The sequence below is a fragment of the Streptomyces caeruleatus genome, assembly GCF_001514235.1.
GTDB lineage: Bacteria > Actinomycetota > Actinomycetes > Streptomycetales > Streptomycetaceae > Streptomyces > Streptomyces caeruleatus.
Genome location: NZ_KQ948924.1, coordinates 927,658 through 943,302, shown reverse-complemented (window position 1 = coordinate 943,302; position 15,645 = coordinate 927,658). Strand labels below are relative to the sequence as shown.

General features: G+C 72.8%; 17 protein-coding genes. 15 read left to right on the top strand and 2 right to left on the bottom strand.

Annotated elements, in window-relative coordinates; genetic code table 11:
- Positions 1–152: 152 nt before the first annotated feature.
- The 9 genes from AQJ67_RS04145 (at position 153) to AQJ67_RS04105 (ending at position 9,620) form a co-directional block, all read left to right on the top strand.
- On the top strand, positions 153–1,565 hold the full coding sequence (locus AQJ67_RS04145) for a phytoene desaturase family protein (protein ID WP_062716568.1): 1,413 nt from the start codon (positions 153–155) through the stop codon (positions 1,563–1,565).
- A gap of 196 nt (positions 1,566–1,761) precedes the next feature.
- Positions 1,762–2,805: an SCO3242 family prenyltransferase gene (locus AQJ67_RS04140; RefSeq protein ID WP_062716567.1), complete on the top strand. Its 1,044-nt coding sequence runs from the start codon at positions 1,762–1,764 to the stop codon at positions 2,803–2,805.
- Between the two features lie 34 nt (positions 2,806–2,839).
- Positions 2,840–3,694, top strand: coding sequence for a sugar phosphate isomerase/epimerase family protein (locus tag AQJ67_RS04135; protein ID WP_062716566.1), 855 nt, complete (start codon positions 2,840–2,842; stop codon positions 3,692–3,694).
- 63 nt (positions 3,695–3,757) lie between these two features.
- Positions 3,758–4,465: an EboA domain-containing protein gene (locus AQJ67_RS04130; RefSeq protein ID WP_063807273.1), complete on the top strand. Its 708-nt coding sequence runs from the start codon at positions 3,758–3,760 to the stop codon at positions 4,463–4,465.
- A gap of 2 nt (positions 4,466–4,467) precedes the next feature.
- A complete protein-coding gene (locus AQJ67_RS04125) occupies positions 4,468–5,322 on the top strand; it encodes a TatD family hydrolase (protein WP_062716565.1) in 855 nt (284 codons plus the stop codon).
- Positions 5,323–5,329: 7 nt separating this feature from the next.
- Positions 5,330–6,487, top strand: coding sequence for a metabolite traffic protein EboE (gene eboE / locus AQJ67_RS04120; protein ID WP_062716564.1), 1,158 nt, complete (start codon positions 5,330–5,332; stop codon positions 6,485–6,487).
- On the top strand, positions 6,484–7,890 hold the full coding sequence (locus tag AQJ67_RS04115) for an alkaline phosphatase family protein (protein ID WP_062716563.1): 1,407 nt from the start codon (positions 6,484–6,486) through the stop codon (positions 7,888–7,890). Before eboE ends, AQJ67_RS04115 begins: the two co-directional genes overlap by 4 nt.
- A gap of 279 nt (positions 7,891–8,169) precedes the next feature.
- Entirely contained in the window at positions 8,170–9,072 is a 903-nt protein-coding gene (locus tag AQJ67_RS04110) for a cytochrome P450 (RefSeq protein ID WP_244190352.1), read from the top strand.
- A 38-nt stretch (positions 9,073–9,110) separates the two neighbouring features.
- Positions 9,111–9,620, top strand: a complete 510-nt coding sequence (locus tag AQJ67_RS04105) for an O-acetyl-ADP-ribose deacetylase (RefSeq protein WP_062716562.1) — start codon at positions 9,111–9,113, stop codon at positions 9,618–9,620.
- 25 nt (positions 9,621–9,645) lie between these two features.
- Here AQJ67_RS04105 and AQJ67_RS04100 read toward each other — a convergent pair whose 3' ends face one another.
- Positions 9,646–9,825: a class II aldolase/adducin family protein gene (locus AQJ67_RS04100; protein WP_244190351.1), complete on the bottom strand. Its 180-nt coding sequence runs from the start codon at positions 9,823–9,825 to the stop codon at positions 9,646–9,648.
- 107 nt (positions 9,826–9,932) lie between these two features.
- Here AQJ67_RS04100 and AQJ67_RS04095 point away from each other — a divergent pair, with 107 nt between their 5' ends.
- A complete protein-coding gene (locus AQJ67_RS04095; protein WP_244190350.1) occupies positions 9,933–10,424 on the top strand; it encodes a hypothetical protein in 492 nt (163 codons plus the stop codon).
- 33 nt (positions 10,425–10,457) lie between these two features.
- Here the strand turns inward: AQJ67_RS04095 and AQJ67_RS04090 are convergent, their stop codons facing one another.
- Positions 10,458–10,850 (bottom strand): ArsR/SmtB family transcription factor, encoded by a 393-nt coding sequence (locus tag AQJ67_RS04090; protein WP_062716790.1) that lies wholly within the window; start codon positions 10,848–10,850, stop codon positions 10,458–10,460.
- A gap of 174 nt (positions 10,851–11,024) precedes the next feature.
- Here AQJ67_RS04090 and AQJ67_RS04085 point away from each other — a divergent pair, with 174 nt between their 5' ends.
- The 5 genes from AQJ67_RS04085 to AQJ67_RS04065 all read left to right on the top strand — a co-directional run bounded on the left by AQJ67_RS04085 (position 11,025) and on the right by AQJ67_RS04065 (position 15,616).
- On the top strand, positions 11,025–12,536 hold the full coding sequence (locus AQJ67_RS04085; RefSeq protein WP_279616870.1) for an AlkA N-terminal domain-containing protein: 1,512 nt from the start codon (positions 11,025–11,027) through the stop codon (positions 12,534–12,536).
- Positions 12,537–12,553: 17 nt separating this feature from the next.
- Positions 12,554–13,114, top strand: coding sequence for a methylated-DNA--[protein]-cysteine S-methyltransferase (locus AQJ67_RS04080; RefSeq protein WP_079055743.1), 561 nt, complete (start codon positions 12,554–12,556; stop codon positions 13,112–13,114).
- A 104-nt stretch (positions 13,115–13,218) separates the two neighbouring features.
- Positions 13,219–13,851 carry a hypothetical protein gene (locus AQJ67_RS04075; protein ID WP_062716560.1) on the top strand — a complete coding sequence of 211 codons (633 nt, stop codon included), beginning with the start codon at positions 13,219–13,221 and terminating at the stop codon, positions 13,849–13,851.
- A gap of 129 nt (positions 13,852–13,980) precedes the next feature.
- On the top strand, positions 13,981–14,235 hold the full coding sequence (locus AQJ67_RS04070; protein ID WP_062716559.1) for a ferredoxin: 255 nt from the start codon (positions 13,981–13,983) through the stop codon (positions 14,233–14,235).
- Positions 14,192–15,616, top strand: coding sequence for an NAD(P)/FAD-dependent oxidoreductase (locus tag AQJ67_RS04065; RefSeq protein WP_208614893.1), 1,425 nt, complete (start codon positions 14,192–14,194; stop codon positions 15,614–15,616). Before AQJ67_RS04070 ends, AQJ67_RS04065 begins: the two co-directional genes overlap by 44 nt.
- The last annotated feature ends 29 nt before the right edge of the window (positions 15,617–15,645 follow it).

Sequence of the window (15,645 nt, the reverse complement as noted above, 5' to 3'; positions counted from 1 at the left end):
CGGATCGACTGGTCCAGGAGCTCGGCCCGGCCCGGACCGACACGGCCCCGCGCCCTCCGGGTGCGGCACCGCACCCCTGCTCTGTCAGTGCCCCGGCATATCCTGATCCTTCAATGGCCATCGGCTGACGAAGGAGTCCGAAGGTGCCGTCGATGCTCGATGCGGTCGTGGTGGGAGCGGGGCCGAACGGACTGACCGCTGCCGTGGAGCTGGCCCGCCGCGGCTTCTCCGTGGCCGTGTTCGAGGCGCGGGACACCGTCGGCGGCGGAGCCCGTACCGAGGAGCTGACCCTCCCCGGCTTCCGGCACGACCCGTGCTCCGCCGCGCATCCCCTGGGCATCAACTCGCCCGTGTTCCGGACCATGCCGCTCGACCGTTACGGCCTTCAGTGGCTGCACGCCGAGCTGCCCATGGCGCACCCCTTCACCGACGGCAGCGCCGCCGTGCTGTCCCGGTCCGTCGCCGAGACCGCCGCCTCCTTCGGCCCGCGCGACGCGGGCACGTACCGCAGGCTGGTCGAGCCGTTCCTCGCCAAGTGGGACACCCTGGCCCGGGACTTCATGTCCCTGCCCCTCACCGCGCTCCCCCGGGACCCCGTCACCCTCGCCCGGTTCGGCCTGGTCGGACTGCCCCCGTCGACGTGGCTGATGCGCCGCTTCCGTGACGAGCGGGCCAGGACGCTGTTCGCCGGCCTCGTCGCGCACGTCATCGCCCCGCTGGGCGGCTTCGCCACCAGCGCCATCGGCCTGGTCTTCGCCCTCGCCGCGCACGCCCGCGGGTGGCCCGTGGCCCGCGGCGGCTCCCAGTCCATCTCCGACGCCCTCACCGCCTATCTGCAGGACCTCGGCGGCACCGTCCACACCGACTACGAGGTCAAGCGGCTCGACGACCTGCCGCCCGCCCGCGCGTACATCTTCGACACCTCACCCACCGCGCTGGCCCGCATCGCCGGGCTCGGCCGCTACTACGAGAACTACCGCTACGGCGCCGCAGCCTTCAAGATCGACTACGCGCTGGACGGCCCCGTGCCGTGGACCTCACCGGAGGCGCGGCGGGCCGGCACCGTGCAGGTCGGCGGGGACAGCGCGGAGATCGGCGCCGCGCTGCGCGCCGCGTCCCGGGAGGGCCGGGCACCCGACAAGCCGTTCATGATCACGGTGCAGCCCAGCGTCGTCGACCCGACCCGGGCACCCGAGGGCAAGCATGTCTTCTGGGCGTACGGCCATGTGCCCAACGGCTGGACCGGAGACCTCACCGACGCCATCGAACGCCAACTGGAGCGCTTCGCCCCGGGGTTCCGCGACCGCGTCCTCGCCCGCGCGACCGCCGGACCGGCCGAACTCGCCGCCCGCAACGCCAACTACGTCGGCGGGGACATCGCCTCCGGCGCCGCCTCCGGGCTCCAACTCCTGCTCCGGCCCAGGCTGTCGCTCTTCCCCTACCGCACCCCGCACCCGGCCGTCTACATCTGCTCGTCGGCCACCCCGCCCGGACCGGGCGTGCACGGCATGTCGGGGCACAACGCGGCCAAGGCGGTGTGGCGGCGGCTGAGGCAGGAGCCGTGAGCTGCCCGGCGGGGAGCGCGCGGCTGTTCAGCGGGGAGCGTGAGGCTGTTCGGCGGGAGCGTCGAACTGCTCAAACGGTCCACGTTTACCGGGTGTTGGGGTGCCAAGGTAAGAAAGATTCTCTGTCTACTTTGTCACTTCGCTTACCAAGCGGTAGGTGCCTGAATGGTCAACGGCCGCGAGTAGGGTGCGGCGCATGAAAGATCGGAAAGCGGTTGCCCGCTTCGGATCCCGGTCTGCCGTGCGCCTCAGTGACCTCGCCGAACTCGTCAGAGCTCCGGCCGCGCTGAGTGTGCCCGGCGACGTGCTCGCGGGAGCGGCCGCCGTCGGACGCCCGCTGAGCGCCCGTACCTTCGGAGTGATCGGTTCCTCCGTCTGCCTGTACTGGGCCGGCATGGCCCTGAACGACTACGCCGACGCGGCGGTGGACTCCGTCGAGCGGCCGGGGCGACCTGTGCCGTCGGGACGGGTTCCGCGGCGTACCGCGCTCGCCGTGGCCGGAACGCTCACGGCGGCGGGGCTCGGTCTCGCCGCCGCGGCGGGGGGCCGGCGCGGTGTGGGTGTCGCGCTGCCGTTGGCGGGGCTGGTGTGGGCGTACGACCTGAAGCTGAAGTCCACCCCGGCGGGGGGCTTCGCCATGGCTGGGGCTCGGGTTCTGGACGTTCTGGCCGGAGCGGTCGCGGCGGGGGGCGGGGCGGAGTCGGTCGGGGGTTTGCTGCGGCGGGCCGCGGTGCCTGCCGGGCTGGTCGGGGTGCATACCGGGACGCTGATGGCGCTGAGTCGGTATGAGGTCGGTGGGGCGCCTGAGCGGGTGCCTTCGGCGACGCTGGCGGTGTCTGCGGTGACGGCGCTCGCCGCGGGGGCCGTTCCGGTCTCGGGTGGCGTCTTGAGGGGTGCCGCGCGAGGCTGTTCGGCGTCTGCCGCGCCGTCGGGGCTTGTCGCGCAGTTCCCCGCGCCCCTCAAGGGGGTTGCCGGCGCCGTGACTTCCAAGAGGCTGCGGGCTGCCATCGGCCTTGGTGGTGCCCTTGCCTATCTAGGGACCTATGGGGCCGCCCAGGTCCGGGCCATGCGGGAGCCGTCGGGGGAGAACGTGGGGCGGGCCGTGGGGGCCGGGATCATGGGGCTGATGCCTTTGCAGGCCGCGCTGACCGCGCGCGGTGGGGCGCCGGGTGTCGCCGCGGCGCTCGGTGTGATCCATCCCCTCGCGCGACGGCTCGCCCGGCGCATATCGCCCACCTGAGACCCACCACACCTCCGTGTGAGGAACCCGCACCATGAGACCTCCCCCCACTTCTGTCTCCACCCCCCTCAAGTTCGGCTACGGCACCAACGGGTTCACGCACCACCGGCTCTCCGACGTCCTGGTCGTCCTCGCCGACCTCGGCTACGACGGCGTCGCGCTCACCCTCGACCACGGCCATCTCGACCCGTACGCGGACGACCTGCCGAGACGCGTCGACGACCTCGCGCGGCAACTCGCGCGGCACGGACTGGACGTGACGGTCGAGACCGGGGCGCCGTACTTCCTCGACCCCTGGGGCAAGCACCTGCCCACGCTGATGTCCGACGGCTCCGAGCCGAGGGTCGATCTGCTGCGCCGCGCGCTGCGTATCGCGGCGGACCTCGGGGCGCCCACCGTGCATCTGTGCAGCGGCCCCGCGCCGGACGGGCTGCCGGAGCGGGACGCGTGGAAGCGACTCGCGGCCGGTGTCGAGACCGTGCTGGAGACAGCGGAGACGTACGGCGTCGCGCTGGCCTTCGAGCCGGAGCCGTACATGTTCGTCGACACCGTGGAACGCTGCCTGCGCCTCGCCCAACTCGTCGACGGGCACGAGCTGTTCGGGATCACCCTGGACATCGGCCACGCGCACTGCGTGGAGAATCGTTCCGTGCTCGACTGCGTGCACGACGCGGCGCCTCTTCTGCGCAACGTGCAGATCGAGGACATGCGGCGCGGCATCCACCAGCACCTCGAATTCGGCGCCGGCGAGATCGACTTCCCGCCCGTCCTGGACGCCCTGCGCGCGATGAACCACCGCGGTCTGATCTCCGTGGAGATCCAGGGCGGCTCGCTCGACGCGCCCGAAGTCGCCCACCGCTCGATCGAGTTCCTGCGCGCGCTCGGCTAGACGCACCCCCCGCCCGCCCTGCTTCAGGCCCCACCCCTCCCACCTCGCAGAAGGTGTTCCTCGATGGCAGTCACGACCGCCTCCGCGCCGACCCCGCCGAACCCCCACCCCGCCCTGATCGCCGTGCTGGACCCGACGGCCCGCGCCTGGCTGGACGACAGCGTTGTCAAGGTGACGGCCGAACCCGCCGCCGTACGACGGCTCTTCCCGGCCGTCCGGCGGCGCTGCGGACACGGCCGCCTCGACGGCCACTGGAGCGTCGACGAGGCCGCCCGGGCCGTCCTGCTCACCGCGCTGCCCCTGCGCGGCCAGGCCCTCGCCGACGAGGTGACCCGCCTGCACCGGCACGGCGACCCGGCCGAACAGCGCGCCGTCCTGCGCGCCGTGGCGCTGCTCGACCTGGGCGACCTCGCCCTGCCCCTCGTACGGGAAGCCCTGCGGGGCAACGACACCACCCTGGTCGAGGCCGCCCTCGGCCCGTACGCCGCCGCGCATCTCCCGGACGCCGAGTTCCGCCAGGCCGTACTGAAGTGCGTGTTCTGCGAGATCCCGCTCGACCGCGTCACCGGCCTCGACCGCCGCGCGGACCGCGAACTGGCCCGGATGCTCGCCGACTTCGCCCACGAGCGGATCGTCGCCGGACGGGACGTACCCCAGGACGTCGTGCCCCTCGTCCGAGCCTTCCCGGACGTCATCGGCGCGGAACTCAAGCACGCACTCACGGACCGACCCATGGACCGACTCACGGACGTACTCAAGGAAGAGGGCTGACCGTGCGCATCTTCGACCCCCACATCCACATGACCTCCCGGACGACCGACGACTACGAGGCGATGTACGCCGCCGGGGTACGCGCGGTCGTGGAGCCCGCCTTCTGGCTCGGCCAGCCCCGGACCTCGCCCGAGAGCTTCTACGACTACTTCGACGGGCTGCTCGGCTGGGAGCCGTACCGTGCCGCCCAGTTCGGCATCCAGCACTTCTGCACGATCGCGCTCAACCCGAAGGAGGCCAACGACCCCCGCTGCCTCCCGGTCCTCGACGAACTGGACCGCTACCTCGCCAAGGACCGGGTCGTCGCCGTCGGCGAGATCGGCTACGACTCGATGACACCGCAGGAGGACCAGGCGCTCGCCCGGCAGCTCCAGCTCGCCGTCGAGCACGAGCTGCCCGCCCTCGTGCACACCCCGCACCGCGACAAGGCGGCCGGTACGCGGCGCACTCTGGACGTCGTACGGGAGTCGGGCATCGCCCCCGAACTCGTCGTCCTCGACCACCTCAACGAGCTCACCGTCGGCATGGTCCTCGACAGCGGCTGCTGGGCCGGGTTCTCGATCTACCCGAAGACCAAGATGAGCGAGGACCGGATGGTGGCGATCCTCAAGGAGCACGGCACGGAACGGGTGCTCGTGAACTCCGCCGCGGACTGGGGGCGTTCGGATCCGCTCAAGACCCGCAGGACGGCCGACGCCATGCTCGCCGCCGGGTTCGGCGACGACGCCGTGGACGCCGTGCTGTGGCGCAACCCCGTCGCCTTCTACGGCCAGAGCGGACGGCTGGAGCTGGACGAGCCCAAACCGGACGGGGAGGCCACCTTCCAGGGCAACTCCATACGCCGCGGGGGAGCGTGACCGTCCCATGCGCTTTCTGCATCCGGACGGCACGACCGTCCACCTCGGCTACTGCAGCAACGTCCACCAGGCCGAGGACCTGGAGGGCGTCATCGCCCAACTCGCCGCGTACGCCGAGCCCGTGCGCGAACGCCTCGGCGCCGACCGGCTCGGTATCGGGCTGTGGCTGGCCCGGGGCGTGGTCACCGAACTCGCCGACGACGAGGGGTCGCTGGCGCGGCTGAAGCGCGAGCTGGGGGCGCGCGGGCTGGAGACCGTCACCCTCAACGCCTTCCCGTACGCCGGATTCCACCGCGAGGTCGTCAAAAAGGACGTGTACCTGCCCGACTGGGCCGACGAGGCCCGGCTGAAGTACACCCTGGACTGCGCCCGCGTCCTCGCCGCCCTCCTCCCCGACGATGTCGGCCGCGGAAGCGTCTCCACGCTGCCGCTCGCCTGGCGCACCCCGTGGACGCCCGCCTGCGCCGAGGAGGCCCGGCACGCCCTGGCCCGCCTGACCACGGGGCTCGCCGCGCTGGAGGCGTGGACGGGCCGCCGTATCCGCGTCGGCTTCGAACCCGAACCCGGGTGCGTCGTCGAGACCACCACCCAGGCGGTACGGGAACTCGGCGGACTGGACCCCGACCGGCTCGGCGTCTGCCTGGACGCCTGCCACCTCGCCGTGCAGTTCGAGCAGCCCTCCGAGGCCCTGCGCCGGCTCACGGAAGCCGGGATGCCCGTCGTCAAGCTCCAGGCGTCCTGCGCGGTGGAGGCCGCCGCCCCGGCCGACCCCGCCGCCCGCGCGGCCCTGCGCCGGCTCGCCGAACCCCGGTTCCTGCACCAGACCCGGACCACGAGCGACGGTGACGTCGTCGGCGTGGACGACCTCCCGGAGGCCTTGGGCGGCGGGCTTCCCGCCGACGGCGGCCCCTGGCGCGTCCACTTCCACGCCCCGCTGCACACCGAGCCCGAACCCCCGCTGCGTACCACGGCCGACCAGCTCGACCAGGTCCTCACCGGGCTGCTGGGCGGGGCCTCGGCCGGCTGCGACCACATCGAGGTCGAGACCTACACCTGGTCCGTCCTGCCCGAACCGCCGGCCGACCTGCCCGGCGGCATCGCCGCCGAACTCGCCTGGGCCCGTGACCGGTTGACCGGCCTCGGCCTCAAGGAGGACCCGTCATGACGACCGACCACCCGGCGAACCGCGTTGTCGTCCTCGACATCGTCGGCCTCACCCCCCACCTGCTGAAGCACATGCCGTCTGTCGCCGCCCTCGGCGAACGCGGCTTCCGGTCCCGGCTCGACACCGTGCTGCCCGCCGTCACCTGCACCGTCCAGTCCACCCTCCTCACCGGCGAACCCCCCTCCACGCACGGCGCGGTGGCCAACGGCTGGTACTTCCGCGACCTCGGCGAGGTCATGCTCTGGCGCCAGCACAACGCGCTCGTCGGCGGCGAGAAGATCTGGGAGACGGCCCGCAGGTCGAACCCCGACTACACGGTCGCCAACATCTGCTGGTGGTACGCGATGGGCGCCGACGTCGACTGGACGGTCACCCCGCGCCCCATCTACTACTCCGACGGCGCCAAGGAACCCGACTGCTACACCTGGCCGCCGTCCCTGCACGACGAACTCACCGACCGGCTGGGCCCGTTCCCCCTGTTCACCTACTGGGGCCCGAACGCCGGCCTGCCCTCCACCCAGTGGATCCTGGCCGCCGCCCGCCAGGTCTTCGACGAGAAGCGCCCCGACCTCACGCTCGTCTACATCCCGCAGCTGGACTACGAGCCCCAGCGCTCCGGCCCCGACTCGGACGCGACGGCCGAGGCGGCCCGCCGGCTCGACGACGCCCTGAGCCCGCTGATCGACCACTTCCTGCGCGAGGGCGCGACGGTCGTGGCGCTGAGCGAGTACGGCATCACACCCGTCTCCCGCCCGGTCGACATCAACCGCGCCCTGCGCAGGGCCGGCCTGCTGGAGGTGTACACGCAGGACGGCATGGAGTACCTCGACCCGTGGACCTCACGCGCCTTCGCGGTCGCCGACCACCAGGTCGCCCACGTCTACGTCCGCGACCCGGCCGACACCGGGCCCGTCGCGAAGATCGTCGGTGAACTCGACGGCGTGGAACGGGTGTTGGACGCCGAGGGCAGGGCGGCGCACGGCCTGGACCACGAGCGCTCCGGGGAACTCGTCGCTGTCGCCGACCCCGACGCCTGGTTCACGTACTACTACTGGCTGGACGACGAACGCGCCCCCGACTTCGCCCGCCAGGTCGAGATCCACCGCAAGCCCGGCTACGACCCCGCCGAGCTGCTCTACGACGAGACGGTCCCCGCGGTGAAACTGCGCGCCGTCGGCCAGGTCGCCCGCAAGAAGCTCGGCTTCCGCTACCGCCTCAAGACCGTCCCCCTCGACCCGTCCGGCGTCCGCGGCAGCCACGGCCGGCTGCCCGCCGACCCCGACCACGGCCCCGTACTGCTGTGCTCGGAGCCGGAGCGGGAAGGGGACGCGTACGCCGCCACGGAGGTCAAGTCGCTGCTGCTCGACCTCGCGGGCCTGCACACCGAAGGAACGCACACATGACGACCCACCCGTCCCTCCCCACCCTCCGCCCCCTGCTCGACCCGGCCCCCGAGTACGCCAAGTGGCAGTCCGAGGAGCCGATCCGCCGGGTGACGATCTGGGGCGACAACAGCCCCTGGCTGGTCACCGGTCACGACGACGCCCGCACCGTCCTCGCGGACCCCCGCTTCAGCGCGGACGCCAACCACCCGAACTTCCCCCACACCCGCCCGGGCGCGCCCCCACAGGCCCCCGGCCTCTCCACCAGATGGACCCGCCGGACCAACCCGGCTGCGCCGCATGCTGATCCCCGACTTCACCTTCCGGCGTATCCAGCAGATGGAGGACGCCGTCCAGCGGATCTGCGACGACCTGCTGAACGCGATGACGGACGGCGACGCGACGGAGGCGGACCTGGTCGCGTCGTACGCGCTGCCGCTGCCCACCCTCGCCATCTGCGAACTGCTCGGCGTCCCCTACGAGGACCACGGTTTCTTCCGCGCGAAGTCCAACGCCCTCACCAGCGTCGCCGGCGACCCGGCCGAGGCGATGGCCGCCCGCATGGCGCTCTACGGCTATCTGCGTGCCCTCATCGAACGCCGCACGCACGACCCCGCCGACGACCTCGTCTCCCGTCTGGCCACGGAACGCGTCGCGACCGGCGAGGCCGGCCTCGACGAGGCGACGGGCATGGTCTCCCTCCTGCTGCTGGCCGGCCACGAGACGACGGCCAACATGTTCCCGCTGGCCGCCATCGCCCTGCTCCAGCACCCGGCCCAGCTGGAGGCACTGCGCGCCGACGACTCCCTGTGGCCGGGGGCGGTGGAGGAACTCCTGCGCCATCTGACCGTCATCCACTCCGGGATACGGCGGGTCGCCACGGAGGACGTCGACCTGTCCGGTGTCCGCATCCGCGCGGGCGAGGGCGTGGTGGTCGCCCTGCAGGCCGCCAACCGCGACCCGGCCGTGTACGCCGCCCCCGACGCCCTCGACGTCCGGCGAGACGCGAGCGGCCACCTCGCCTTCGGCCACGGCCTGCACCAGTGCATCGGCCAGTCCCTCGCCCGCACCGAACTCCGGCTCGGTCTGTCCACCCTGTTCCGCAGGCTGCCGTCCCTGCGGATGACGGCCCCGCCCGACTCGCTCGCCCTCTCGACGAGCACGGTCCACGGGGTGCGCTCGCTGCCGGTCGCCTGGCAGTGAACCTGCGGTGGCCGGGCCGGCCTGCTATAGAGGCAGCCATGACCACCATCAGGCTCGTCCAGGGCGACATCACGCGGGAGAGCGCCGACGCGATCGTCAACGCCGCGAACTCCTCCCTCCTCGGCGGGGGAGGAGTGGACGGCGCGATCCACCGCCGCGGCGGCCCCGCCATCCTCGACGAGTGCCGCAAGCTGCGCGCCGCCCGGTACGGCAAGGGCCTGCCCACGGGGCAGGCGGTCGCCACGACGGCGGGGGAACTGGACGCCCGCTGGGTGATCCACACGGTGGGCCCGGTCTTCTCCGCCCAGGAGGACCGCTCCGGTCTCCTCGCCTCCTGCTACCGCGAGTCCCTGCGCGTCGCCGACGAACTCGGCGCCCGCACCGTCGCCTTCCCGGCGATCTCCACCGGCGTCTACCGCTACCCGCTGGACGACGCCGCGCGCATCGCCGTGGAGACGGTGCGGTCGGCGGAGACCGACGTCGAGGAGGTCAGGTTCGTCCTCTTCGACGAGCGGGCGTACGAGGCGTTCGCGGCGCGGGTCCGCTGACGGAACCGTCGGTCAGGCGGGCCGACTACGGCGCGAGCGCGGCAGCCTGTTCCAGGGGCGCTCCGGCGACGACCGGACCGTGGTTGGCGAGGAGGACGGCGTGGTGGTGCCGCGCCGTCCGTTCGGCGAGGGGTGCCAGGGCGCTGTCGCCGGGGGCGTGGTGGGGCAGCAGCGGCAGGGTGCCGGGCGGCGCCGTCACCGTCACCTGACTCACCCCGCGGCGCAGCACTCGCGCTCGCCGCGCGGCTGAACACCTCCCGGCGCCGATCCGTACCACCTCTCGTGCAGCCACAGCCACACCGAGGAAGCTCCGTGCAGTCACACCGAGGAAGCATCGCCCGCAGTGCCCGGGTCGCGACGGCGACCGGCAGTCTGACCCTGCTGCTCCTGACCACCGCGTGCGGCGGAGGCGAGGACAGGGGCTCCGCCGCACAGAGCGGCCCGACGAACGTAGCCGCCACCGTGGCCGGCGTCGTGGCCCCGGCCAAGGTCGAGGTGATCGCCGATCTGACGGGCTGCAAGGTCAAGATCCGCACCGAGGCGGACGAACTGCGCGAGGGGGTCTGCCACACCGGGAAGGGCGACTATCTCATCACGACGTTCCCGCAGGAGAAGCTCAAGCTCACCTGGCTGGACGCGGCCGCCGTCTACGGCGGCAAGTACCTCGTCGGCACCCGATGGGTGGTCAGCGCGAAACCGGCGTTGCTGGAGCGGCTGCGCCCTCAACTGGGCGGAAAGATCCAGGAGTTGCGGGGCACGGGACCGACTCCCGCCCCCAGCGCCTCGTCACCGCGCGTCCCGTGACGGTGTGCGGCGCCAGGCCGCCCGGCAGGCGCCTCAGTCGCCCTCGCCCTCGCCCTCGCTGTCGCCCTCGGCCGTGTCGCTGATGCCCAGCCGCAGATGCTCCACGTGGTACACGGCCTGGTCGAGCAGCTCGGCGACATGGTGGTCGTGCAGCGCGTACACGACCGAACGCCCGCGGCGCTCACCCACCACCAGACCCAGGTTGCGCAGCAGCCGCAGCTGGTGCGAGCAGGCGGACTGCTCCATGCCCACCTCGGCCGCCAACTCCGTGGCCGGCAGCGGCCCCTCGCGCAGCCGCGCCAGGATCAGCAGCCGGGAGGGGGTGGAGAGGGCCTGGAGGGTCGTGGCCACCTTGGCCACGTTGGCCGCGTCCAGACGTACGCGCTCCGGGGCGTCCTGCGCGGTGGTGACGGCTCCATGACCCATGGACGGCATCTTACCCACCACACCTGAACACATGAATGATTATTCATATGGCTGGGGATGCGGCTGGTGATGCGGGTGGTGATGCGGACGGTGATCCGGCCGCTCCCAGCACAGACGAGGTTGATGTCGGATTCTCGCCAGCCCCGGTCGCCTCACGTCGTCGATGCTGGACTCATGCAGAAGGGGATGCACACCGACACCGCGCGCTGCGTGCGCGCCGTCCAGTCCAAGGACGCCCGCTTCGACGGCTGGTTCTTCACGGCGGTCGTGACGACCGGGATCTACTGCCGGCCCAGCTGCCCGGTGGTCCCGCCCAAGCCGGAGAACATGCGGTTCTTCCCGAGCGCCGCCGCCTGCCAGCAGGCCGGGTTCCGGGCCTGCAAGCGCTGCCGCCCCGACACCAGCCCCGGCTCCCCGGAGTGGAACCAGCGCGCCGACCTCGTGGCCCGCGCCATGCGGCTGATCGCCGACGGCGTCGTGGACCGCGAGGGCGTGCCCGGCCTCGCCGCCCGGCTCGGCTACAGCACCCGGCAGATCGAACGCCAGCTCCTCGCCGAACTCGGCGCCGGTCCGCTCGCCCTGGCCCGCGCCCAGCGCGCCCAGGCGGCCCGGCTCCTCATCGAGACGACGCCCCTGCCCATGGCGGACGTCGCCTTCGCGGCCGGGTTCGCCTCCATCCGCACCTTCAACGACACCGTCCGCGAGGTCTTCGCCCTGGCCCCGACCGACCTGCGCGCCCGCGCACCCCGCGGCACCCCGGGCACCCCACCGAACACCCCGGGCACCCCACCGAACACCGCGGGCGCCCTGACGCTGCGCCTCCCGTTCCGCGCCCCCCTCAACCCCGACAACCTCTTCGGCCACCTCGCCGCGACCGCCGTACCCGGCGTCGAGGAATGGCGGGACGGCGCCTACCGGCGCACGCTCAGGCTGCCGTACGGCCACGGCCTCGTGTCCCTGTCGCCCCAGCCCGACCACATCGCCTGCCGCCTCACCCTCGGCGACCTGCGCGATCTGACCGTCGCGATCAGCCGCTGCCGCCGGATGCTCGACCTGGACGCCGATCCGGTGGCGATCGACGACCAGTTGCGTACGGACCCCCTGCTCGCGCCCCTGGTCGACAAGGCACCGGGCCGCCGGGTGCCCCGTACGGTCGACGAGGCGGAGTTCGCCGTACGGGCCGTGCTCGGCCAGCAGGTCTCCACGGCCGCCGCCCGCACCCACGCGGCCCGCCTGGTCACCGTCCACGGCGAACGGGTCGACGACCCCGAGGGCGGCCTCACCCACCTCTTCCCGTCCCCCGAGGCGCTGGCCGCCGTGGACCCGGAGTCACTGGCGATGCCCCGCACACGCCGCACGACGTTCACCACGCTGGTCCGTCAACTCGCCGACGGGGAGGTGAGGTTGGGCCCCGACAGCGACTGGCCGGAGACCCGGGCCCGCCTCCTCGCCCTCCCCGGGTTCGGCCCCTGGACCGTCGACGTCATCGCGATGCGCGCCCTCGGCGACCCCGACGCCTTCCTCCCCACCGACCTCGGAATCCGCCGCGCGGCCCAGGAACTGGGCCTCCCGTCCACCCCGGCGGCCCTCACGGCCCGGGCGGCCGCCTGGCGCCCCTGGCGGGCGTACGCCGTCCAGTACCTGTGGGCGACGGACAGCCACCCGATCAACTTCCTCCCCGTGTAAGCACATCAGGAGCCCAGATGAAGCAGCACACCGTCATCGACAGCCCGTACGGCCCGCTCACCCTCGTCGCCGAGGACGGCGTCCTGTGCGGTCTCTACATGACCGAACAGCGCCACCGCCCGCACGAGGAGACCTTCGGCACCCGCGACGACTCCCTCTTCGGTGAGGCGACCGAACAACTGGAGGCCTATTTCGCAGGCGAGTTGAAGGACTTCACCCTCGAACTGCGCCTGCTGGGGACCCCGTTCCAGCGCCGTGTCTGGGAACAGCTGCGCCGGATCCCGTACGGCGAGACCCGCTCCTACGGCCGGCTCGCCGACGCCCTGGGCAACTCCGGCGCATCCCGCGCGGTCGGCCTCGCCAACGGCAGGAACCCGATCGGCATCATCGTCCCCTGCCACCGCGTCGTCGGCGCGAACGGCGGCCTCACCGGATACGGCGGCGGCCTGGACCGCAAACAGCGGCTGCTGGACTTCGAGAGCGGATCGGCGCTGTTCCAGGTGATGCCCGCCCCAGCCGCTGCGCCCCACCGCACTGCGCTCGGCTCCGCGGGGCCGGGAGCGGACCGGCGGTCATGACCTGGATGGCGTATCGCGGGCTTCCTCCCGGGTGACCCCGGTGGCGCACGGCCCGCCCTCGCTGGTGGCTGTACGAAGGAGGAGCAGCCAGAAGGCGGGAGACCATGGAGGAGAAGCACGAGCGCCTCGCGACACCCTGGGCCGCCGGGGTGGCCGGGGTGGTGTTCGCGATCCTGATGGCCACGGCGATCGTCCTGGTACGGGTCGCTCTGCCCGACGGCGGGCACGACGGGACCGTCGACGCCGGACAGCGCAGCGCCCTGCGGACGGCGCTGGAACTGCTCCCGTTCGCCGGCATCGCGTTCCTGTGGTTCATGGGCGCCCTGCGTGAACAGGCCGGCGAGGGCGAGGACAGGTTCGTGTCCACCGTGTTCCTGGGCAGTGGCCTGGTCTTCGTCGCCACCCTGTTCGGCGCCGCCGCGGCCGCCGGCACCGCACTCGACGAGAGCCGGGGGAGCTCGGGCTTCGGCCGCGACTTCGCCTACGCCCTACTGACCACGTACGCCATGCGCATGGCGGCCGTCTTCGTCATCACGACCTCGACGATCGGCCGCCGCCTCGGCGCCCTCCCGCGCCCGCTCGTTGTCCTCGGCTATCTGGCCGGCCTGACACTGCTGGTGGTGGGGGCGGACGTGCCCTGGTCCGAACTGGTCTTCCCGGCCTGGGCGCTGATCCTCAGCCTGAACATCCTGTGGAGCCGGCGCCCCGCCGGGACACGGCCCGCCGCCCCGCCCTGATCGGGCCGCGTCCCTCACGCCCCGCCTCCCCCCTTCACCCGAACGGCCTCCTCCTCGTCGTCGCATCCCGCCCGGCCACCGAGAGTGGTCGCAGAAGGGTTGACCGGGCCCTTGGAGAGGACCGATCCCGTGGTCAGGATTGCCGTCGATCTGAACCGTTGTCAGGGCTATGCGCAGTGCGCGTTCCTCGCCCCGGAGGTCTTCGCCATGCACGGCGAGGAAGGGCTGCTGTACGACCCGGACGTCGACGAGGCCCAGCGCGAGAAGCTCGCCCGGGCCGCCGCGGCCTGCCCGGTCCAGGCGATCCTCGTGGATGCGGTGGATGCGGTGGATGTCGCGGATGCCGGGGACACACCGGCCGAGGCGGTGTCCGGTGCCCGGTGACGGATCCCTGGAACAGCTCAAGCGCGAGGGCCGCATCGTGGTCGTCGGCGCCTCGCTGGCCGGTCTGCGAGCCGCGGAGGCCTTGCGGGAGAAGGGCTTCGCGGGGTCACTGACCCTGATCGGCGACGAGCCCCACGAGCCCTACGACCGCCCCCCGCTGTCCAAGCAGGTGCTGCTGGGCCGGGCCAGGGCCGAGCGCACCGCGCTGCCCCGGCTCCGGGCCGTCGACGCGACCTGGCGGCTCGGCGTCGCGGCCACCGGTCTGGACCTGGCCGACGGGCGGGTGCGGCTGGCCGACGGCGACGAGGTGCCCTACGACCGGCTGCTGATCGCCACCGGGGTGCGGGCGCGGCCGTGGCCGCACGAGGCCGAGGCGGAGCTCGACGGCGTCTTCGTGCTGCGGGGCCGCGACGACAGCGCCGCGCTCGCGCGCCGACTCGACGCGGGACCCGAGCGGGTCCTGGTCGTCGGGGCCGGGTTCACCGGCTCGGAGATCGCCTCCGCCTGCCGTGAGCGCGGCCTCGCCGTCACCGTCGTCGAGCGCGGCGCGGCACCCCTGGTCGGCGCACTCGGCGGGGTGGTCGGCGCGGTCGCCGCCGAGATGCAGCGCGAACACGGGGTGGACCTGCGGTGCGGGGCCATGGTGACCGCGCTGGAGGGCGACGCGGCCGGACGGGTGCGCGCCGCGCGGCTGTCCGACGGCTCGGTCGTGGAGACCGACGTGGTGGTCGTTTCGCTCGGCGCCACCCGCAACACCGAGTGGCTGGCCGGTTCCGGACTCGGCGCCGGACCCCGGGGCATCGCCTGCGATGCGGGCTGCCGTGCCTTCGACATCCGGGGCATCGTGACCGACGACATCTACGCGGCCGGCGATGTCGCCCGCTGCCCGCACCCCTTGTTCGGCTACCAGTTCCTGTCCCTGGAGCACTGGGGCAACGCCGTCACCCAGGCCGGGATCGCGGCGCACAACATGCTCAGCGCGAGCGCCGACCGCCTGCCTCACATGGAGGTGCCGGCCTTCTGGTCCGCGCAGTTCGGCGTCAACATCAAGTCGGTCGGGGTGCCTTCGCTGGGCACGGAGATCCTCATCACGCAGGGCTCGCTCAAGGAACACCGCTTCGTCGGCGTCTACGGCTACCAGGGGCGCGTCATCGGCGCCGTCGCCTTCGACCAGGCCCGCTGGCTGCCCTTCTACCAGGAGCTGATCGAGTCCACCGCGCCGTTCCCGCCGCCGTTCGCCACGGTCGACCGGCGCCCGGACGGACAGCGGCCGCTGGACGCGGACTTCCCCGACCCGTCGGTCCCCACCCACGGCCCCACCGTGACCGTCAGCGGCTACTCACCGGCCGACCGCCGGATGACGTTCACCCCGGCGCACTGACCCGCACGGCCACGAGGACACACGGCCAC